We start from the raw sequence: 18487 nt of genomic DNA, 5'->3' as shown, positions 1-18487 counted from the left end.
TTCAAACTTTTCTTTTGCCATCTTAAAAAATTCCTAATAAAGAAATTAAAGCCTGACTCACTATTGAGCCAGACAAGCTAAAATTATATAACAGCGCGAGCTGAAATTATTGTATCTGCAACGTTTTTAGAGGCTTCAGCGTACTTCACAAACTCCATAGAGTATGAGGCACGGCCCTGTGTTGCAGATCGTAAAGCAGTCGCATAACCAAACATTTCAGAAAGAGGAACCTGCGCATTAATTTGCTTAAGTCCACCTAATGCATCTTCCATGCCTTCGATTATGCCGCGGCGACGGTTTAAGTCGCCAACTACATCACCCATATTTGAATCAGGAGTGAGTACTTCAACCTTCATTACTGGCTCTAGTAGTACAGGGTTAGCTTTAAGCGCCCCATCTCTCATTGCCAGTGAACCTGCTATTTTAAATGCCATTTCATTCGAATCTACATCATGGAATGAACCATCATATAAAGTCGCTTTAACGCCAAGTAATGGGTAGCCTGCCAGTACACCTTGAGACATTTGCTCTTGGATACCTTTGTCTACCGCAGGGACGAACTCTTTAGGAACAGAACCACCTACGGTTTCGTTAACGAACTCGTAAATTGGTGACTCATCATCCGTAATATCCATCGGTTCAAGTTTAATCCAAACGTGACCATATTGACCACGACCACCTGACTGACGTATAAACTTCCCTTCAACCTTAACAGTTGAACGAATAGCTTCTCGGTATGAGACCTGCGGCTTACCAACGTTACATTCAACACTGAATTCACGTTTCATACGGTCGACGATGATATCTAGGTGAAGTTCACCCATGCCAGAGATTATAACCTGGCCTGATTCTTCGTCAGTTTGTACTCGAAAAGAAGGGTCTTCAGCAGCTAGTTTACCCAGCGCGATACCCATCTTATCTTGGTCAGCTATAGTGCGAGGCTCAACCGCAATAGAGATTACTGGTTCAGGGAATTCCATACGCTCAAGCGTAATAATAGAATTCGGATCACACAGTGTTTCACCTGTTGTTACGTCTTTAAGACCAATAGCTGCCGCGATGTCGCCTGCGAAAACTTCTTTGATCTCTTCACGAGAGTTTGAATGCATCTGTACGATACGGCCAAGTCGCTCACGCTTACTTTTTACTGGATTATATACCGTGTCACCCTGTTTAACAGTACCAGAGTAAACACGGAAAAAGGTCAAGGTTCCAACAAACGGGTCTGTTGCAATCTTAAAAGCGAGTGCAGCAAACGGCGCTTTATCATTAGCTGGACGTTCTTCCTCAGTACCATTTTCTAGGATACCTTGGATTTGTTTCACTTGCTCTGGTGAAGGCATATATTCAACAACGCAATCAAGCACAGCTTGAACACCTTTGTTTTTAAATGCGCTACCACAAGTAACTGGAACAATCTCATTAGCTAATGTTCGTTGGCGTAAAGCATTTTTAATTTCTGCTTCACTTAACTCTTCACCTTCTAAGTATTTATCCATTAGTTCTTCTGTTGCTTCAGCAGCGCTTTCAACTAAGTGAGAGCGCCATTCTTCAGCCAATTCCAGAAGTTCTGCCGGTATTGCCTCATAAGAGAAAGTCATACCCTGGTCCGCTTCGTTCCAGTTAATCACTTTCATTTTTATAAGATCAATAACACCTTTAAAGTCGTCCTCAGCGCCTACAGGCAACTGAATTGGAACAGGCGTTGCTCCAAGACGAGATTTCACCTGGCTAACCACAGCTAAGAAGTCAGCGCCCGTGCGATCCATTTTATTTACGAAGATCATTCTCGGAACTTCGTATTTGTTCGCTTGACGCCAAACTGTCTCAGTTTGCGGCTGTACACCAGATGAAGCACAAAGAACAACTACCGCACCATCTAATACGCGTAAAGAACGCTCTACTTCGATAGTGAAATCTACGTGTCCTGGAGTATCAATAATATTGATACGATGGGCGTCAAATTGAGCGTCCATCCCTTTCCAAAAACACGTTGTTGCAGCAGAAGTGATTGTGATTCCACGCTCTTGTTCCTGCTCCATCCAATCCATAGTTGCAGCGCCATCATGTACTTCACCGATCTTATGAGAAAGACCCGTGTAGAACAGAACACGTTCTGTTGTGGTGGTTTTGCCTGCATCTACGTGAGCGACAATACCTATATTACGATAGCGCTCAAGTGGAGTTGTACGTGCCATATGATCCTCTTAAAGGTTAAAGACAGATTACCAACGGTAATGAGCGAATGCTTTATTCGCTTCAGCCATACGGTGAACGTCTTCACGTTTCTTAACCGCAGTGCCTTTATTATCAGAAGCGTCAACGATTTCTTGAGCTAAACGTAAGCCCATAGATTTTTCGCCACGCTTACGTGCAGCGTCTACTAACCAACGCATACCTAATGCGTTACGACGAACTGGACGTACTTCAACTGGTACTTGATAAGTTGAACCACCAACACGGCGAGATTTAACTTCTACCTGTGGGCGGATGTTATCAAGTGCAGTTTCAAAGATTTCTAGGTGCGACTTGCCTGATTTCTCAGCAGCCACGTCTAGCGCACCATAAACAATTTTTTCAGCAGTAGATTTCTTGCCGTCTAACATCACGATGTTAACGAATTTAGCAAGAAGTTCCGATCCGAACTTAGGATCTGGAAGAATTTTACGTTGACCGATTACGCGTCTTCTAGGCATTTTGTATCTCCGGTTTATTCAGGTTTGCTCTTTCGAGTCAATCACCCAAAACAATAATTATATATATTTAGTGCTTGGCCTTACTAACGGAATACAATTAGCCTTTAGGGCGTTTTGTACCGTATTTAGAACGAGCTTGACGACGATCGCTAACGCCTGCACAGTCAAGTGCACCACGAACAGTGTGAAAACGCACACCTGGTAAATCTTTAACACGACCACCACGGATTAGGATTACACTATGCTCTTGAAGGTTATGACCTTCACCGCCAATGTATGAAGTTACTTCGAAACCGTTAGTTAAACGTACACGTGCTACTTTACGTAACGCCGAGTTTGGTTTCTTAGGTGTAGTTGTATATACGCGAGTACATACACCGCGCTTTTGCGGACACGCTTTTAGTGCAGCTGAGTTACTTTTCGTAACCTTGCTACGGCGTGGCTTACGCACTAGCTGGTTAATAGTTGCCATTTAAATAGCTCCTGAAATTAAAATTACTACTGAAAAAAATAAAAAATCCGCCCTTTATTTACGAGCCTGCATTAAGCACACAAGTAAATGGGTGGCGGAATTTTAATGAGCAAAGTTTAACCTGTCAACCTAAACTAACCGCAAGACAGCATATAACTGCCTTGCGATTACTTAATCTATTGATTAAGAACAGTTTATTGATTTCCAGACAAATCAGCATTTAGAGCGTCTGTAAGTGCTTGAGTTGCCTCTTCTGCACTTACTGTTTGCTCTTCTACTACTACTTTGCTTTGTTTACGGCGAGCCATACGTTCTTGATGATACGCAAAACCGGTACCGGCTGGGATCAAACGACCCACAATTACGTTTTCTTTAAGACCGCGAAGCTCATCGCTCTTACCATTCACTGCCGCATCTGTAAGAACACGTGTTGTCTCTTGGAAAGACGCTGCAGAGATGAAAGATTCTGTTGCTAGTGATGCTTTTGTGATACCCATTAACTGGATTTCAAACTTAGCTGGTATCTTACCTTGTTTTTCAAGGTCACGGTTTGCGATATTAACGCGCGCCACTTCGATTTGTTCACCGGCTAAGAAGTCAGTATCACCGCCGTGCATAATGGTACATTTACGTAACATTTGACGGATAATTGTTTCAATGTGCTTGTCATTGATCTTAACGCCTTGCAAACGGTAAACCTCTTGCACTTCGTTAACGATATAGTTAGCAACATGAGTCACACCACGTAGGCGCAAGATGTCATGCGGTGATTCAGGACCATCGGCGATAACTTCACCTTTAGACACTTGCTCACCTTCAAACACGTTAAGTTGACGCCATTTAGGAATCATCTCTTCGTAATGATCACCTTCAGCTGGAGTAATAACTAAACGTTTCTTACCTTTAGTCTCTTTACCGAAGCTAATTGTACCAGTTACTTCAGCTAATATAGCTGGTTCTTTTGGCTTACGAGCTTCAAATAAGTCGGCTACGCGTGGTAGACCACCCGTGATATCACGAGTTTTCGAACCTTCTTGCGGAATACGTGCTAACACGTCACCTGGGTTTGCTGTAACGCCGTCAATAACTTCAATCGTCGTGAATGAAGGAAGACGTGTTTCTTGCAGACCGCGCTCTTCACTTTCGATGATAAGCTTTGGTTCTTTCGTATTTACTTTAGCAAGATCTTTTACAACTACACGGGTTAAACCAGTTAGCTCATCAGTCTGTGCTTCAGTATTTGAATCATCGATATCGCTGAACGATACTTTTGATTTATGCTCAAGAACGATTGGGTGACTATGCGGGTCCCAAGTAGCAACGATATCGTTACCTAAAACTTCAGCATTGTCTTGCACTGTTAATACCGCACCGTAAGGTACTTTATAACGCTCTTTCTCACGACCATGACTATCAATGATAGTAATTTCCGTAGAACGAGAGGTAATAACAATCTTACCGTCTGTGTTTAATACGTACTTAGAGTTATGAAGTTTTAATGTACCGTTAGTTTTAACTTGTACATTATTTTCTGCAGACGCTCTAGATGCCGCACCACCGATGTGGAAGGTACGCATTGTTAACTGTGTACCCGGCTCACCGATTGACTGTGCCGCGATAACACCCACTGATTCACCAGCGTTGATGATATGACCACGTGCTAGGTCACGACCGTAACAGTTAGCACAAACACCAAAGTCATTATCACAAGTGATAACAGAACGTACACGAACTTCATCTACTGAATGCTCTTCTAAAAGATCACACAGTTTTTCGTCTAGCATGATATTACGTTCAACAAGCACTGTATTAGTACCTGGAATCACAATATCTTCAGCAACAACACGACCTAGAACACGTTCACGAAGTGCTTCTACAACATCACCACCTTCAATAAGCGGTTTCATTGTTAAGCCATCTTCTGTGCCACAGTCATCTTCATTGATTACCAAATCTTGTGCAACGTCTACTAGACGACGCGTTAGGTAACCCGAGTTTGCTGTTTTAAGTGCTGTATCGGCAAGACCTTTACGCGCACCATGCGTTGAGATGAAGTACTGAAGTACGTTTAGACCTTCACGGAAGTTAGCTGTGATTGGAGTCTCGATGATTGAACCATCTGGACGTGCCATTAGACCACGCATACCCGCCAACTGACGAATCTGTGCAGCACTACCACGAGCACCTGAGTCGGCCATCATAAACACTGAGTTAAATGACGGTTGCTCTACTTCTTCACCTTGTGCATTGATAACTGTGTCTTTCGACAAGTTAGACATCATCTCACGTGATAAGTTTTCGTTTACACGTGACCAGATATCGATAACTTTGTTGTACTTTTCACCAGCCGTTACAAGACCTGATTGGAATTGTTGGTTGATTTCAGTAACTTCAGCTTCAGCTGATTCAATTATCTGTGCTTTAACCGGTGGGATAACTAAGTCATCAATACCGATAGAAACACCTGACTTCATTGCATAATGGAAACCGGTGTACATAACTTGGTCAGCAAAGATAACTGTATCTTTAAGACCTAGACGACGGTAACACTCATTCAATAAGCCAGAAATCTGCTTTTTACCTAGCGGCTGGTTGATTGACGCAAACGGCATGCCTTTAGGTAAAATTAGAGACAGAATCGCACGACCAACAGTTGTATCGATAACAGTAATAGTATCTTCTACTACGCCGTCTTCGTTTTTAACTGATTGGCTAATACGTACTTTCACAATTGCGTGAAGGTCTGCATTGCCACTGCGGTATGCTTTTTCTGCTTCTTTTGGATCTTTAAATATCGCGCCTTCGCCTTTAGCGTTAATGCGGTCACGAGTCATGTAATAAAGACCCAATACAACATCCTGTGAAGGAACGATGATTGGCTCACCATTCGCAGGAGATAGAATGTTGTTTGTTGACATCATCAATGCACGAGCTTCAAGCTGCGCTTCGATTGTTAACGGTACGTGTACCGCCATTTGGTCACCATCGAAATCGGCGTTGTAAGCCGCACATACTAATGGATGCAAATGAATCGCTTTACCTTCGATAAGCACAGGCTCAAACGCTTGGATACCCAAACGGTGAAGTGTTGGTGCACGGTTAAGTAATACTGGATGTTCACGAATTACTTCGTCAAGTACATCCCATACTTCCGGAACTTCACGTTCAACCATCTTCTTAGCAGCTTTGATTGTCGTAGCCATGCCGCGACGTTCTAATTTGCCATAGATGAATGGTTTGAATAGCTCTAGTGCCATCTTCTTAGGAAGACCACATTGGTGAAGCTTAAGTGTAGGACCAACTGTGATTACAGAACGGCCTGAATAATCTACACGCTTACCAAGTAAGTTCTGACGGAAACGACCTTGCTTACCCTTGATCATATCAGCAAGAGATTTAAGAGGACGTTTGTTAGAACCTGTAATTGCACGACCACGACGACCGTTATCAAGTAGCGCATCTACCGCTTCTTGTAACATACGTTTTTCGTTACGTACAATAATGTCTGGTGCTGCTAAATCTAGTAGACGCTTAAGACGGTTATTACGGTTAATAACACGACGGTAAAGGTCATTTAGATCAGATGTCGCAAAACGACCACCGTCTAATGGTACTAATGGGCGTAGATCAGGTGGCAATACTGGAAGTACTGTCATGATCATCCACTCAGGGTTATTACCTGATTGGTGGAACGATTCCATTAACTTAAGACGTTTAGTGATTTTTTTACGCTTAGTTTCAGAGTTAATTGTTGGTAACTCTTCACGCATCTCAGCAATTAATTGAGCAAGATCAAGTTCACGAAGCAAGTCTAAAACTGCTTCAGCACCCATCTTAGCTTCAAACTCATCACCGTGCTCTTCTAGTGAATCTAAGTATTCTTCTTCACCTAATAACTGACCACGCTCAAGCGTTGTCATACCAGGTTCAGTTACTACGAATGATTCGAAGTAAAGAACACGTTCAATATCACGAAGCGTCATATCTAGCATTAAGCCAATACGTGACGGTAATGATTTTAAAAACCATATATGTGCAACTGGGCTCGCAAGGTCGATATGACCCATACGATCGCGTCGCACTTTAGTGAGTGTTACTTCAACGCCACACTTTTCACAGATCACACCACGGTGTTTAAGGCGTTTATATTTACCACATAAACACTCATAATCTTTCACTGGGCCGAAAATACGGGCACAGAATAAGCCATCGCGCTCAGGCTTGAAAGTACGGTAGTTAATAGTCTCAGGTTTCTTTACTTCACCGTATGACCATGAACGAACCATGTCTGGTGAAGCAAGACCAATGCGAATTGCATCGAATTCTTCGGTCTTATTTTGTTGCTTCAGAAACTTAAGTAAGTCTTTCACCTTAGCTCTCCTGTCGGAGTTAATCTTGAGGACGGATAATCTCGTCCCTACATTCTATTCAGCCGTAACAGATGCTGCAGCGTTAACTGCAGCATCTAATTGGCTTAATTTTCTTCCAACTCGATGTTGATACCCAGTGAGCGGATTTCTTTCAACAATACGTTGAACGATTCTGGCATACCTGGTTCCATTTTATGGTTACCATCAACGATGTTTTTATACATCTTAGTACGACCGTTCACGTCATCCGATTTCACTGTTAGCATTTCTTGTAGAGTGTAAGCAGCACCATAAGCTTCAAGTGCCCATACTTCCATCTCACCAAAACGCTGGCCACCGAACTGTGCTTTACCACCCAGCGGCTGCTGAGTAACAAGGCTGTAAGAACCAGTAGAACGTGCGTGCATCTTATCGTCAACCAAGTGGTTAAGTTTAAGCATGTACATGTAACCAACAGTTACTTGACGTTCAAACTGATCGCCAGTACGGCCATCATAAAGTGTAACCTGACCACTACGAGGATAGCCCGCAAGCTCAAGCATGTCTTTGATTTCGCTTTCTTTCGCGCCATCAAATGCAGGAGTAGCTATTGGTAAACCACCTTTTAAGTTTTCAGCTAGACGACGAATTTCGTCATCAGTGAAGCTAGCAATATCTACAACTTGGCGAGATTCGCCAATTTCGTATGCTTGCTTGATGAAGTCACGTAGCTCATGAAGCTCACGTTGCTCTTTCATCATCTCTTCAATACGTTCACCGATACCACGTGCAGCAAGACCCATATGTGTTTCAAGGATCTGACCGATGTTCATACGTGATGGTACACCTAGTGGATTCAATACGATATCTACCGTACGACCTTTGTCATCGTAAGGCATATCTTCTACTGGTACGATAGTCGAGATAACACCTTTGTTACCATGACGACCCGCCATTTTATCACCCGGTTGGATACGACGTTTAACAGCTAGGTATACTTTAACAATCTTAAGTACGCCTGGTGCTAAGTCATCACCTTGGGTAATTTTACGACGTTTGTTTTCAAACTTCTTATCGTATTCAGCTTTAAGTTCATCGTACTGTGCAGCTAGTTGCTCAAGCTCAGCTTGCTTGTCTTCTTCAGCAAGGCTTTGCGTAAGTACTTTTTCAGCATTTAGAGATGCAAGTTTATCTTCATCAAAACCAGCAGCTATAAGTAGCTTACGTGCACGGTCTAAAACGCCAGCTTCTAAAATACGGAACTCTTCGTTGAAGTCTTTCTTCGCTTCGCGAAGCTGCATGTCTTCAACTTCTAACGCGCGTTTATCTTTTTCAACACCATCACGGGTGAAAACTTGCACGTCAATTACAGTACCAGTTACAGAATTTGGTACACGTAAAGAGCTGTCTTTAACGTCAGACGCTTTTTCGCCGAAGATAGCACGCAGTAGCTTCTCTTCAGGTGTAAGCTGTGTCTCGCCTTTAGGAGTCACTTTACCTACTAGGATATCGCCGCCTTTAACTTCAGCACCAATATATACAACGCCTGATTCATCAAGCTTGCCTAGCGCAGACTCACCCACATTCGGGATATCTGCAGTGATCTCTTCTGGACCTAATTTAGTATCACGGGCAACACACTGTAGTTCTTGAATATGGATAGTCGTTAGACGATCTTCTTCAACTACGCGCTCTGATAACAAGATTGAATCTTCGAAGTTATAACCGTTCCATGGCATGAATGCCACGCGAAGGTTTTGACCAAGGGCTAAGTCACCTAAGTCAGTCGAAGGACCATCTGCTAACACGTCACCACGAGTAACCGGTTCGCCAACCATACAAGTTGGTTTTTGGTTAATACATGTATTTTGGTTTGAACGTGTGTATTTGGTTAAGTTGTAGATGTCGATGCCCGCTTCACCAGGAATGCGTTCTTCTTCATGTACATTTACAACGATGCGACTTGCGTCAGCATACATTACTTCACCACCACGTTTAGCAACGATAGTTACACCAGAATCTTTCGCTAGTGTTAACTCAATACCAGTACCTACTAACGGCTTATCCGCTTTCAATGTTGGTACTGCTTGACGTTGCATGTTTGAACCCATCAATGCACGGTTAGCATCATCGTGTTCTAAGAACGGGATAAGTGCTGCCGCTACAGAAATCACCTGTTGTGGTGATACATCCATATACTGCTGGTCCATGCGACCCATAAAGGTAGATTCACCTTTGTGACGACATGGGATAAGTTCATCAACAAACTCATTGGTTTCAGTTAAGTTTGAGTTCGCCTGTGCGATAACAAACTGACCTTCTTCAATGGCTGATAAATAATCAACTTCATCAGTTACAACACCGTCTACCACTTTGCGGTAAGGTGTTTCTAAGAAACCGTAGTCATTTGTACGTGCGTACGTAGACAACGAGTTAATTAGACCGATATTTGGACCCTCAGGAGTCTCGATTGGACATACGCGACCATAGTGAGTTACGTGAACGTCACGTACTTCAAAGCCTGCGCGTTCACGAGTTAGACCGCCCGGACCTAATGCAGAGATACGACGTTTATGCGTAACTTCTGATAGTGGGTTATTTTGGTCCATAAACTGTGATAACTGAGACGAGCCGAAGAACTCTTTAACAGCTGCCGAAATAGGCTTAGCGTTAATAAGATCTTGTGGCATTATCGCGTCAAGGTCACCTAAGCTTAAACGCTCACGTACAGCACGTTCAACACGTACTAGACCAACACGGAATTGGTTCTCAGCCATTTCGCCAACACTACGTATACGACGGTTGCCTAAGTGATCGATATCATCAACATCGCCTTGACCGTTACGAATAGCAATTAATACTTTCATAACAGACACGATGTCTTCTTTGCTTAATGTGCCAGGGCCTGTGTCTGTATCGTAACCAACACGGCTATTGAACTTCATACGACCTACAGTAGATAAGTCATAACGCTCTTCAGAGAAGAACAAGTTCTGGAATAAGGCTTCAGCCGCGTCTTTCGTCGGTGGCTCGCCTGGGCGCATCATGCGGTAAATTTCTACTAGTGCTTCTAAACGGCTGCTTGCAGAGTCAATGTTTAATGTATTTGACATGTAAGCACCGCTGTCCACTTCATTGATATATAACGTATCAATTTTAGTGTAACCGGCTTTAACCAATTCAGCCATTAGCTCTAGAGTTAGCTCGTCATTTGCATTTGCAATAACTTCACCAGTTGACTCATCAACATAGTTTTTAGCTACAATACGGCCAATGATGTACTCATGTGGTACTTCTAATTGCTTAATGCCTTTCTTTTCGATGCTCTTGATGTGGCGAGCCGTAACACGACGACCGCTTTCAACAAATACTTCACCGTCTTCGCTCTTGATATCAAAAGCGGCAGTTTCACCACGTAAACGCGAAGGTACAAGTTCCATAAGAACTTTACCATTCGTTACTTCAAACGTAGTGTTATCGAAGAACATATCTAGGATTTGTTCGCTAGAATACTCTAGTGCACGTAGGATGATAGACGCCGGTAATTTACGACGACGGTCAATACGTACATATAAGTTATCTTTTGCATCAAATTCGAAGTCTAACCATGAACCACGGTAAGGTATAACGCGTGCGTTATATAATACTTTACCCGATGAATGGGTTTTACCGCGGTCGTTATCAAAGAATACACCAGGGCTACGGTGTAGCTGAGAAACGATAACACGCTCTGTACCATTGATTACAAAAGTACCGGTATCTGTCATGAGCGGAATTTCGCCCATGTAAACTTCTTGCTCTTTAATGTCTTTAACTGTGCCTGGTGCTTCTTTGTCCATAACAACAAGACGCAGTTTCACGCGAAGTGGAGCAGAATAAGTCACACCGCGAATTTGACATTCTTTTACATCGAAAACTGGCTCACCAATACGGTAACTTACGTATTGAAGCTCAGAATTTCCCGAGTAGCTTTTAATAGGGAACACAGAACGGAAGGCAGCTTCCAAACCATGATCGCCATCAGCGTCCGGCACTAAGAATTTTTTAAACGATTCTAACTGTGTAGACAGTAAAAAAGGTATATCCAAAACTTGTGGACGTTTACCAAAATCCTTACGGATACGTTTCTTTTCAGAATAAGAGTAAGCCATGGGGTTCCTCAGCTTGCTGATCTTTGACCCGACCTGTTCTTGTAAGAACAGACTTAACTGGCAGCTATGCCAAGATTTTACAACATTTAACTGTTGTTCTAATTAGATCCCACTTTAACACTAGCAAACTATAAAGCGTTGAAAGTAAAGAAAAAACCAGATTTTATTTGAACTAAAAGAGTGCATCACTCTATAGCGCAAAAAGGCCGGTGATTAAATAATCACCAGCCCTTGCCTGATTTCTCAGGCAGCGAACTTAGCAAAAGCTAAATTACTTAACCTCAACTTCAGCACCAGCTTCAGTAAGATCTTTTGCAAGTGCTTCAGCTTCTTCTTTAGATACACCTTCTTTAACAGGTGTAGGAGCAGCTTCAACAAGAGCTTTCGCTTCTTTAAGGCCAAGGCCAGTTGCGCTACGAACAGCTTTGATTGCAGAAACCTTGTTAGCGCCAGCGCCAGTAAGGATTACGTCAAATTCTGTTTTCTCTTCAGCAGCTTCAGCAGCTGGACCAGCTACCATTGCAGCTGCAGCAGTTACGCCGAATTTTTCTTCCATTGCTTCGATAAGAGCAACAACGTCCATTACTGACATTTCAGCAATTGCGTCAAGGATTTGGTCTTTAGATACAGACATTACAAATTTCCTAATAATTAACGGACATTACGTCCAAATAAATTTTACACCGAAAGTGAGATTAAACAGCTTAAAATTAAGCAGCTTGCTCTTCTTTCTGTACACGTACTGCTTCAATTGTTTTACACAATTTGCCAGCAGACGCTTCTTTCATAGCACTCATTAAGCGTGCAACAGCTTCGTCGTATGTAGGTAATGTAGCAAGCATTGCTGCATCAACAACATTTCCTTCAAAAGCGGCCGTTTTAAGCTCGAATTTCTCATTCTTTTTCGCGAAATCTGAAAAGATACGCGCAGCAGCACCTGGGTGCTCTGATGAGAAAGCGATTAAGCTTGGACCAACAAATGAATCAGAAAGACACTCAAAATCTGTTCCTTCAAGAGCACGTTTTGCTAAAGTGTTACGGACAACTTTCATCCAAACACCATTTGCACGAGCTTCTTTACGAAGGGCAGTGATTGCGCCAACTGTTACACCACGAGAATCTGCAACAACTGCAGATAGAGCACCATTGGCTGCTTCGTTGACTTCAGCAACTATTGCTTTTTTGCCTTGAAGATTTAAAGCCATGGGTGTTACTCCTGGTTTAATGGGGATACCGATTATCGGATTCCCCTGTTCTACTCTTCCCTACCAAACAAGGTAGAGATGCTTTTTACGGCGAGAGCCAGAAGGATTAGGAAAAATCTATCTGGGGTCTACACCGTCTACGTAGGTGAATATTAAGGCCGAAGCCACCTACGGTCTTGGACGGAAGCCCAATTTATCGTTAACCCCGAAGGCTTAACGAAATTATGGACTTCAACCCGAATTCTTTACTTTGCCAATTAATAAATTAATCAACAAAATGGCGCGAAATTATAGTACAAATTTCACGCCATGTAAACACTGATTAAGCTACAGTTGTGCTTAAAGTGTTTTGGTCAACAGAAACGCCTGCGCCCATTGTTGTAGAGATAGTTACTTTCTTCAAGTAAATACCTTTAGCTTGAGAAGGTTTAGCCTTCTTAAGCGCAACAATTAGAGACTCAAGGTTTTGTTGTAATTGCTCTGCAGTGAAATCAACCTTACCAATAGTAGTATGGATGATGCCATTTTTGTCATTACGGTAACGTACTTGACCTGCTTTAGCATTTTTAACTGCTTCTGCAACGTTAGGCGTTACAGTACCAGTTTTAGGGTTTGGCATTAGACCACGTGGGCCTAAGATTTGACCTAGTTGACCAACAACACGCATAGCGTCTGGTGATGCAACAACAACGTCAAAGTTCATCTCGCCTTTTTTAACTAGTTCAGCAAGATCTTCCATGCCTACTAATTCAGCACCGGCTTCTTTTGCAGCTTCTGCATTAGCGCCTTGTGTGAATACAGCAACACGAACGTCACGACCAGTACCGTTAGGTAGTACAGTAGCACCACGAACGTTTTGATCAGATTTACGAGCATCGATACCAAGGTTAACGGCAACGTCAACACTTTCTACGAACTTAGCTGTCGCTAACTCTTTTAAAAGAGCAACTGCTTCATTGATTTCGTAATCTTTTGTTACTTCCACTTTTTCGCGGATAGTACGCATACGTTTAGTTAATTTAGCCATTTCTTAGTCCTCTACGTTCAAGCCCATCGCACGCGCAGAACCTGCGATAGTGCGAACCGCTGCGTCCATATCGGCAGCTGTAAGGTCAGTTCGTTTTGTCTCAACAATTTCTTCAAGTTGAGCACGAGTTACTGTGCCTACTTTATCAGTGTTAGGACGGCCTGAGCCTGACTTGATACCAGCAGCTTTCTTAAGTAAGTAAGCAGCAGGTGGCGTTTTCATGTCGAACGTAAATGAACGGTCACCGTAAACAGAGATCACTACAGGAACTGGAGCGCCCTTTTCGATAGACTCTGTACGTGCGTTAAACGCTTTACAGAATTCCATGATGTTTACACCGTGTTGACCTAGTGCAGGACCTACTGGAGGACTAGGATTAGCCATACCAGCGGCAACTTGTAGCTTGATTAGAGCTTCAACTTTTTTAGCCATTATAAATACCTCATTTGGTGGGTCTCAGCCTTGTGCGCGCGAGGACGCGTACTCTAACGGCTTCCCAGTTTAAAAATTGGTTTCGTACTTTTTGCACAGTAAAAATAAATTTTACCTTAATACAAAAAGGCCGCTGATTATAAGTTAATCAGCGGCCTTTTTCAAGCTTCATGCCAAAATTTAAATAAAAATTAGCGAAGCTTTTTTAATCAATTACTTATCTTGCTCAACTTGACCGAATTCAAGCTCAACTGGCGTAGAACGACCAAAAATAAGTACAGATACTTTTACGCGGCTTTTTTCGTAGTCAACTTCTTCAACTACACCACTGAAATCTGCAAATGGTCCGTCTGTAACGCGTACAACTTCACCTGGTTCAAATAACGTAGCAGGTTTAGGTGCTTCAGCATTTTCTTGAAGGCGATTAAGAATGCGTTCTGCTTCTTTAGGAGTTATTGGAGCAGGACGATCAGACGTTCCACCAATAAAGCCCATTACACGTTCAGTGCTGTTCACTAGGTGCCAGCTTGCGTCATTCATATCCATTTGTACTAATACATAACCTGGAAAGAATTTACGCTCAGATTTACGCTTTTGGCCAGCGCGCATCTCAACAACTTCTTCTGTTGGTACTAGTATCTCACCAAAGCTCGATTCAAGACCTTCGATTTTAATGTGTTCAGTTAACGTTTGAGCTACACGCTTTTCGTAACCAGAAAAGGCTTGTACTACATACCAACGTAACTTAATTTCTTTGTTCTCGTTCTCATCCGACATGGGATCAGATCTCCAATCCAGTTAAAAAGCCTACAGCGCGGAATAAAATGCCATCTAATCCCCAAAGGATAAGTGCCATAATCACTGTTGCAACCATTACAATTAATGTCGTGTGGGTAGTTTCTTGGCGCGTTGGCCAAATAACTTTGCGTACTTCAATTCGAGCTTCTTTAGCGAAAGCAAGAAAGTTACGTCCCTTAAATGTTTGCGAGGCAATTGCTAATCCGGCCGCTATTGCAACAACAACGCCGATAGCACGTAGTAGTACAGATTGATCTGCATACATGTGATTACCAACAACTGCGCCTGCAAGTAGCGCGATTGCTACTAACCACTTTACTGACTCCATCGCACTTGATGGTGTTTCTACATTCGTGCTCATAATATTATTACCTTAACTACAGACACAACAACCCTACACTACGGCAGGGTTAATCCATTAAAATCTAAACTTAAAAACAGACTTAATTTAAACCGGTTTTTAAGCTCAGACTACTCAAATAACAAGTAAGACTGGCAGGGGCGGAGAGATTCGAACTCCCAACCATCGGTTTTGGAGACCGCTGTTCTACCAATTGGAACTACGCCCCTGCAAAGTGGATGCCTATTATACTTACGCAGTTCATTAACACAAGCCTAAAAGATACCCACATTGGAAAATCTAATTAATTAATTACATTATTGCTCAAACTGCTAATAATTTAATCGGTTATATAAATGTACAATCCTAAAATATTGGTTATTTTTCTAAGGCTTTATAAACATCACTCAGTAAGCTTGAAGCACCAAATCTAAATGTATTTGCTTGCAAATAATCATCACCCATTATTGCGCGTGCTAGCGCTAAATAATCACTGGCATCGGCAACAGTTTTAACACCGCCGGCAGCTTTAAAGCCCACACGTTTATCCGAGTTTTTAATGGCTGTTAGCATAATTTTTGTTGATTCAAGGGTTGCATTAATGGCCACTTTACCCGTACTGGTTTTTACAAAATCGGCACCACCTTCAATTGCCAATTGAGTAGCCTGCGTTATTAGCGCTTCGGTTTTTAGCTCACCGCTTTCTATTATTACTTTTAGTTGGGCGCGCGACCCACATGCTTTTTTACTTTCGCTTACATAGCTAATTACTGTTTGAACATCGCCCGCTATTAACTTTTTATAAGGAATAACCAAATCAATTTCGTCAGCGCCGCGCTCTATAGCAATAAGTGTTTCGTTAATTACATCACTCAGTGGCGCATCACCCGTTGGAAAGTTAGTGACCGTTGCTACTTTTACGTGGTTAAGCTCACGCGCTGCGAGTGCTATTTTTGCATCATCAACAAAGTCGCTATAAACACATACTGCAGCAGGTGTGCCCAGCGTCGGGTTTATACTATCAACAAGCGCTTGAATGTTTTTGGTTGTATCGCTGGTGTTTAAGCTTGTTAAATCCATCAGTGCGACTGCTAATGCGGCATCTTTTTGGTGTTGTGTCATTAGAGCTCCGTTGCTTATGTAATACCAATTTTATTAAAAACATAATCATTTTAGCGTATTAAATAACTCACTAACTACGTTAAAAATTATTTATATAGAACAACTATGTATCATAATTTTAGCCTTGTTATTGAGCTATTTTCTCGTCGCTATAATAGATCACTAATTTAATGCAATTGGTATAAGTACAAAATAGAATATGCTTCCATATTAACAAATTAAACCAAACTCGCTATAGCTCATAACCAAACACTATAAGCTGTTTATTTTACTTGTAACTCGGCGCAATCCCTTGTTAACTAACTCTTAGGCCTAAAAAGCCCACCTATTATAACTTTTGGTTATATCAACTTGGTTTTAATTATTTTTTACTTATCGATAGCCGCTATATTCTCCTTATCAGAATAAAGCGTTTTCTTATATTTGAATTTGTTTAGGGGTCTTATTAACGTGCAGTATTTACCTATCTTTACCAAACTCGACAACAAACCAGTATTGGTTGTTGGCGGTGGAGAGGTCGCATTACGCAAATGTCGCGCGTTTTTAAAAGCGAGAGCGAGCGTTACTTTAGTAGCGCCTTGGTTTTGCGACGAACTAAAAGAACATGCACATAATAATGAAGTAACGCTTATTGATGCCTATTTTGATGAGTCGCATCTCGATGGCAAAATGCTTGTTATTGCGGCAACCGACCGCGATGAAGTCAACAACAACGTATTTGAACTTGCCAATGCCCGCAATGTATTTGTAAACGTGGTTGATGACCAACCTAAATGTACGTTTATATTTCCATCCATTGTTGACCGCGACCCAATCACCATTGCTATATCAAGTGCAGGCACAGCGCCGGTACTTGCACGTCGCTTACGCGAAAAGCTCGAAACCCTTATTCCGCATCATATTGGCCCACTTGCAACACTTGTCGGTGGCTTTAGAGACAAAGTAAAAAAACGCTTTAAACATTTTTCAGACCGCCGCCAATTTTGGGAAGGCGTATTCGACTCATCTGTCGTGAGTAAAGTGCAAACCGGTGACACTCAAGCCGCACAGCAACAACTAGAGCAAATGCTAGATGCTAAAGCAGAACCTGAAGGCGAAGTATATGTAGTAGGTGCAGGCCCTGGCGATCCAGAGCTTTTAACACTTAAAGCACTGCAACTTATGCAACAAGCCGATGTGGTTGTATACGACTTTTTAGTGTCTGACGAAATTATGGAATTAGTGCGTCGTGATGCCGACCTTATTTGTGTAGGCAAACGTTTAGGTGATCACAGTGTTGTTCAAGACGACACTAACCAAATGCTGGTCGACCTTGCTAAACAAGGCAAAAAAGTGTGCCGCATTAAAGGTGGCGATCCGTTTATTTATGGCCGTGGTGGCGAAGAAGTACAAGTACTGGCTGCTAACAACGTAAATTATCAAATTGTACCGGGTATTACAGCCGCTGCAGGTTGTAGTGCTTATGCGGGTATTCCGCTAACGCATCGTGACCACGCACAAGCCATTCAATTTGTAACTGGCCATTGTAAAAAAGACGGTCAAGAACTTGATTGGCAATCGCTGGCAAAAGCAAATCAAACGCTTGCTATTTACATGGGCGTAATTAAATCGCCGCACATACAAAGCGAGCTTTTAAAACATGGCCGCAAAGCCGACACACCTGTTGCTATTATCGAAAACGGTACACGCAAAAATCAGCGTGTAGTAACAGGCCAACTAGGCGAACTTGCCGACTTAATTGAACGCAACAGCATTATATCACCTGCGCTACTCATTATTGGTGAAGTAGCCGCCCTGCACTCGCAACTAGCGTGGTTTGGGAAAAACGAACAAACAAGCAGCTTTGCACAGCCGCTAACAGATGTATCAAATACATAACCGAATTTTAAATTTGT

The 18487-nt window shown here is 42.4% G+C and carries 13 protein-coding genes and 1 tRNA gene; 1 reads left to right on the top strand and 13 read right to left on the bottom strand.

Features of this window, described 5'->3' with window-relative positions; all coding sequences use genetic code 11:
- Nucleotides 1-83: 83 nt before the first annotated feature.
- The 13 genes from fusA to deoC all read right to left on the bottom strand — a co-directional run bounded on the left by fusA (nt 84) and on the right by deoC (nt 16592).
- Nucleotides 84-2198, bottom strand: a complete 2115-nt coding sequence (gene fusA / locus GQR39_RS12525; protein WP_007580132.1) for an elongation factor G — start codon at nt 2196-2198, stop codon at nt 84-86.
- Nucleotides 2199-2225: 27 nt separating this feature from the next.
- Nucleotides 2226-2696: a 30S ribosomal protein S7 gene (gene rpsG / locus GQR39_RS12520; RefSeq protein WP_010555004.1), complete on the bottom strand. Its 471-nt coding sequence runs from the start codon at nt 2694-2696 to the stop codon at nt 2226-2228.
- A 97-nt stretch (nt 2697-2793) separates the two neighbouring features.
- Nucleotides 2794-3168 (bottom strand): 30S ribosomal protein S12, encoded by a 375-nt coding sequence (rpsL, locus tag GQR39_RS12515; protein WP_008165517.1) that lies wholly within the window; start codon nt 3166-3168, stop codon nt 2794-2796.
- A 194-nt stretch (nt 3169-3362) separates the two neighbouring features.
- Nucleotides 3363-7538, bottom strand: a complete 4176-nt coding sequence (gene rpoC, locus GQR39_RS12510; protein WP_007580130.1) for a DNA-directed RNA polymerase subunit beta' — start codon at nt 7536-7538, stop codon at nt 3363-3365.
- A 104-nt stretch (nt 7539-7642) separates the two neighbouring features.
- Complete coding sequence (gene rpoB, locus GQR39_RS12505; RefSeq protein WP_007580127.1) at nt 7643-11668, bottom strand: DNA-directed RNA polymerase subunit beta; 4026 nt, start codon at nt 11666-11668, stop codon at nt 7643-7645.
- A gap of 271 nt (nt 11669-11939) precedes the next feature.
- Complete coding sequence (gene rplL / locus GQR39_RS12500) at nt 11940-12302, bottom strand: 50S ribosomal protein L7/L12 (protein WP_002958882.1); 363 nt, start codon at nt 12300-12302, stop codon at nt 11940-11942.
- A 76-nt stretch (nt 12303-12378) separates the two neighbouring features.
- Nucleotides 12379-12873 (bottom strand): 50S ribosomal protein L10, encoded by a 495-nt coding sequence (gene rplJ / locus GQR39_RS12495; RefSeq protein WP_002958881.1) that lies wholly within the window; start codon nt 12871-12873, stop codon nt 12379-12381.
- A gap of 322 nt (nt 12874-13195) precedes the next feature.
- Entirely contained in the window at nt 13196-13900 is a 705-nt protein-coding gene (rplA, locus tag GQR39_RS12490) for a 50S ribosomal protein L1 (RefSeq protein WP_165735758.1), read from the bottom strand.
- 3 nt (nt 13901-13903) lie between these two features.
- Nucleotides 13904-14332 (bottom strand): 50S ribosomal protein L11, encoded by a 429-nt coding sequence (gene rplK, locus GQR39_RS12485; RefSeq protein WP_002958879.1) that lies wholly within the window; start codon nt 14330-14332, stop codon nt 13904-13906.
- A gap of 213 nt (nt 14333-14545) precedes the next feature.
- Nucleotides 14546-15109: a transcription termination/antitermination protein NusG gene (gene nusG, locus GQR39_RS12480; RefSeq protein ID WP_007580122.1), complete on the bottom strand. Its 564-nt coding sequence runs from the start codon at nt 15107-15109 to the stop codon at nt 14546-14548.
- Nucleotides 15110-15113: 4 nt separating this feature from the next.
- The gene (gene secE / locus GQR39_RS12475; RefSeq protein ID WP_002958877.1) at nt 15114-15491 is read right to left on the bottom strand and encodes a preprotein translocase subunit SecE; all 378 of its coding nucleotides are present in this window, start codon (nt 15489-15491) and stop codon (nt 15114-15116) included.
- Between the two features lie 132 nt (nt 15492-15623).
- Nucleotides 15624-15700, bottom strand: a tRNA-Trp gene (locus GQR39_RS12470).
- A gap of 148 nt (nt 15701-15848) precedes the next feature.
- Nucleotides 15849-16592: a deoxyribose-phosphate aldolase gene (gene deoC, locus GQR39_RS12465; protein WP_165735757.1), complete on the bottom strand. Its 744-nt coding sequence runs from the start codon at nt 16590-16592 to the stop codon at nt 15849-15851.
- A 450-nt stretch (nt 16593-17042) separates the two neighbouring features.
- On the opposite strand from deoC, the gene cysG reads away from it, so the two are divergent.
- Entirely contained in the window at nt 17043-18470 is a 1428-nt protein-coding gene (gene cysG / locus GQR39_RS12460; protein WP_024600081.1) for a siroheme synthase CysG, read from the top strand.
- The last annotated feature ends 17 nt before the right edge of the window (nt 18471-18487 follow it).

Source organism: Pseudoalteromonas sp. C8, assembly GCF_011378685.1.
GTDB lineage: Bacteria > Pseudomonadota > Gammaproteobacteria > Enterobacterales > Alteromonadaceae > Pseudoalteromonas > Pseudoalteromonas arctica.
Note: the sequence above shows the minus strand (reverse complement) of the source record. Positions and strands in the feature narration are given on the sequence as shown.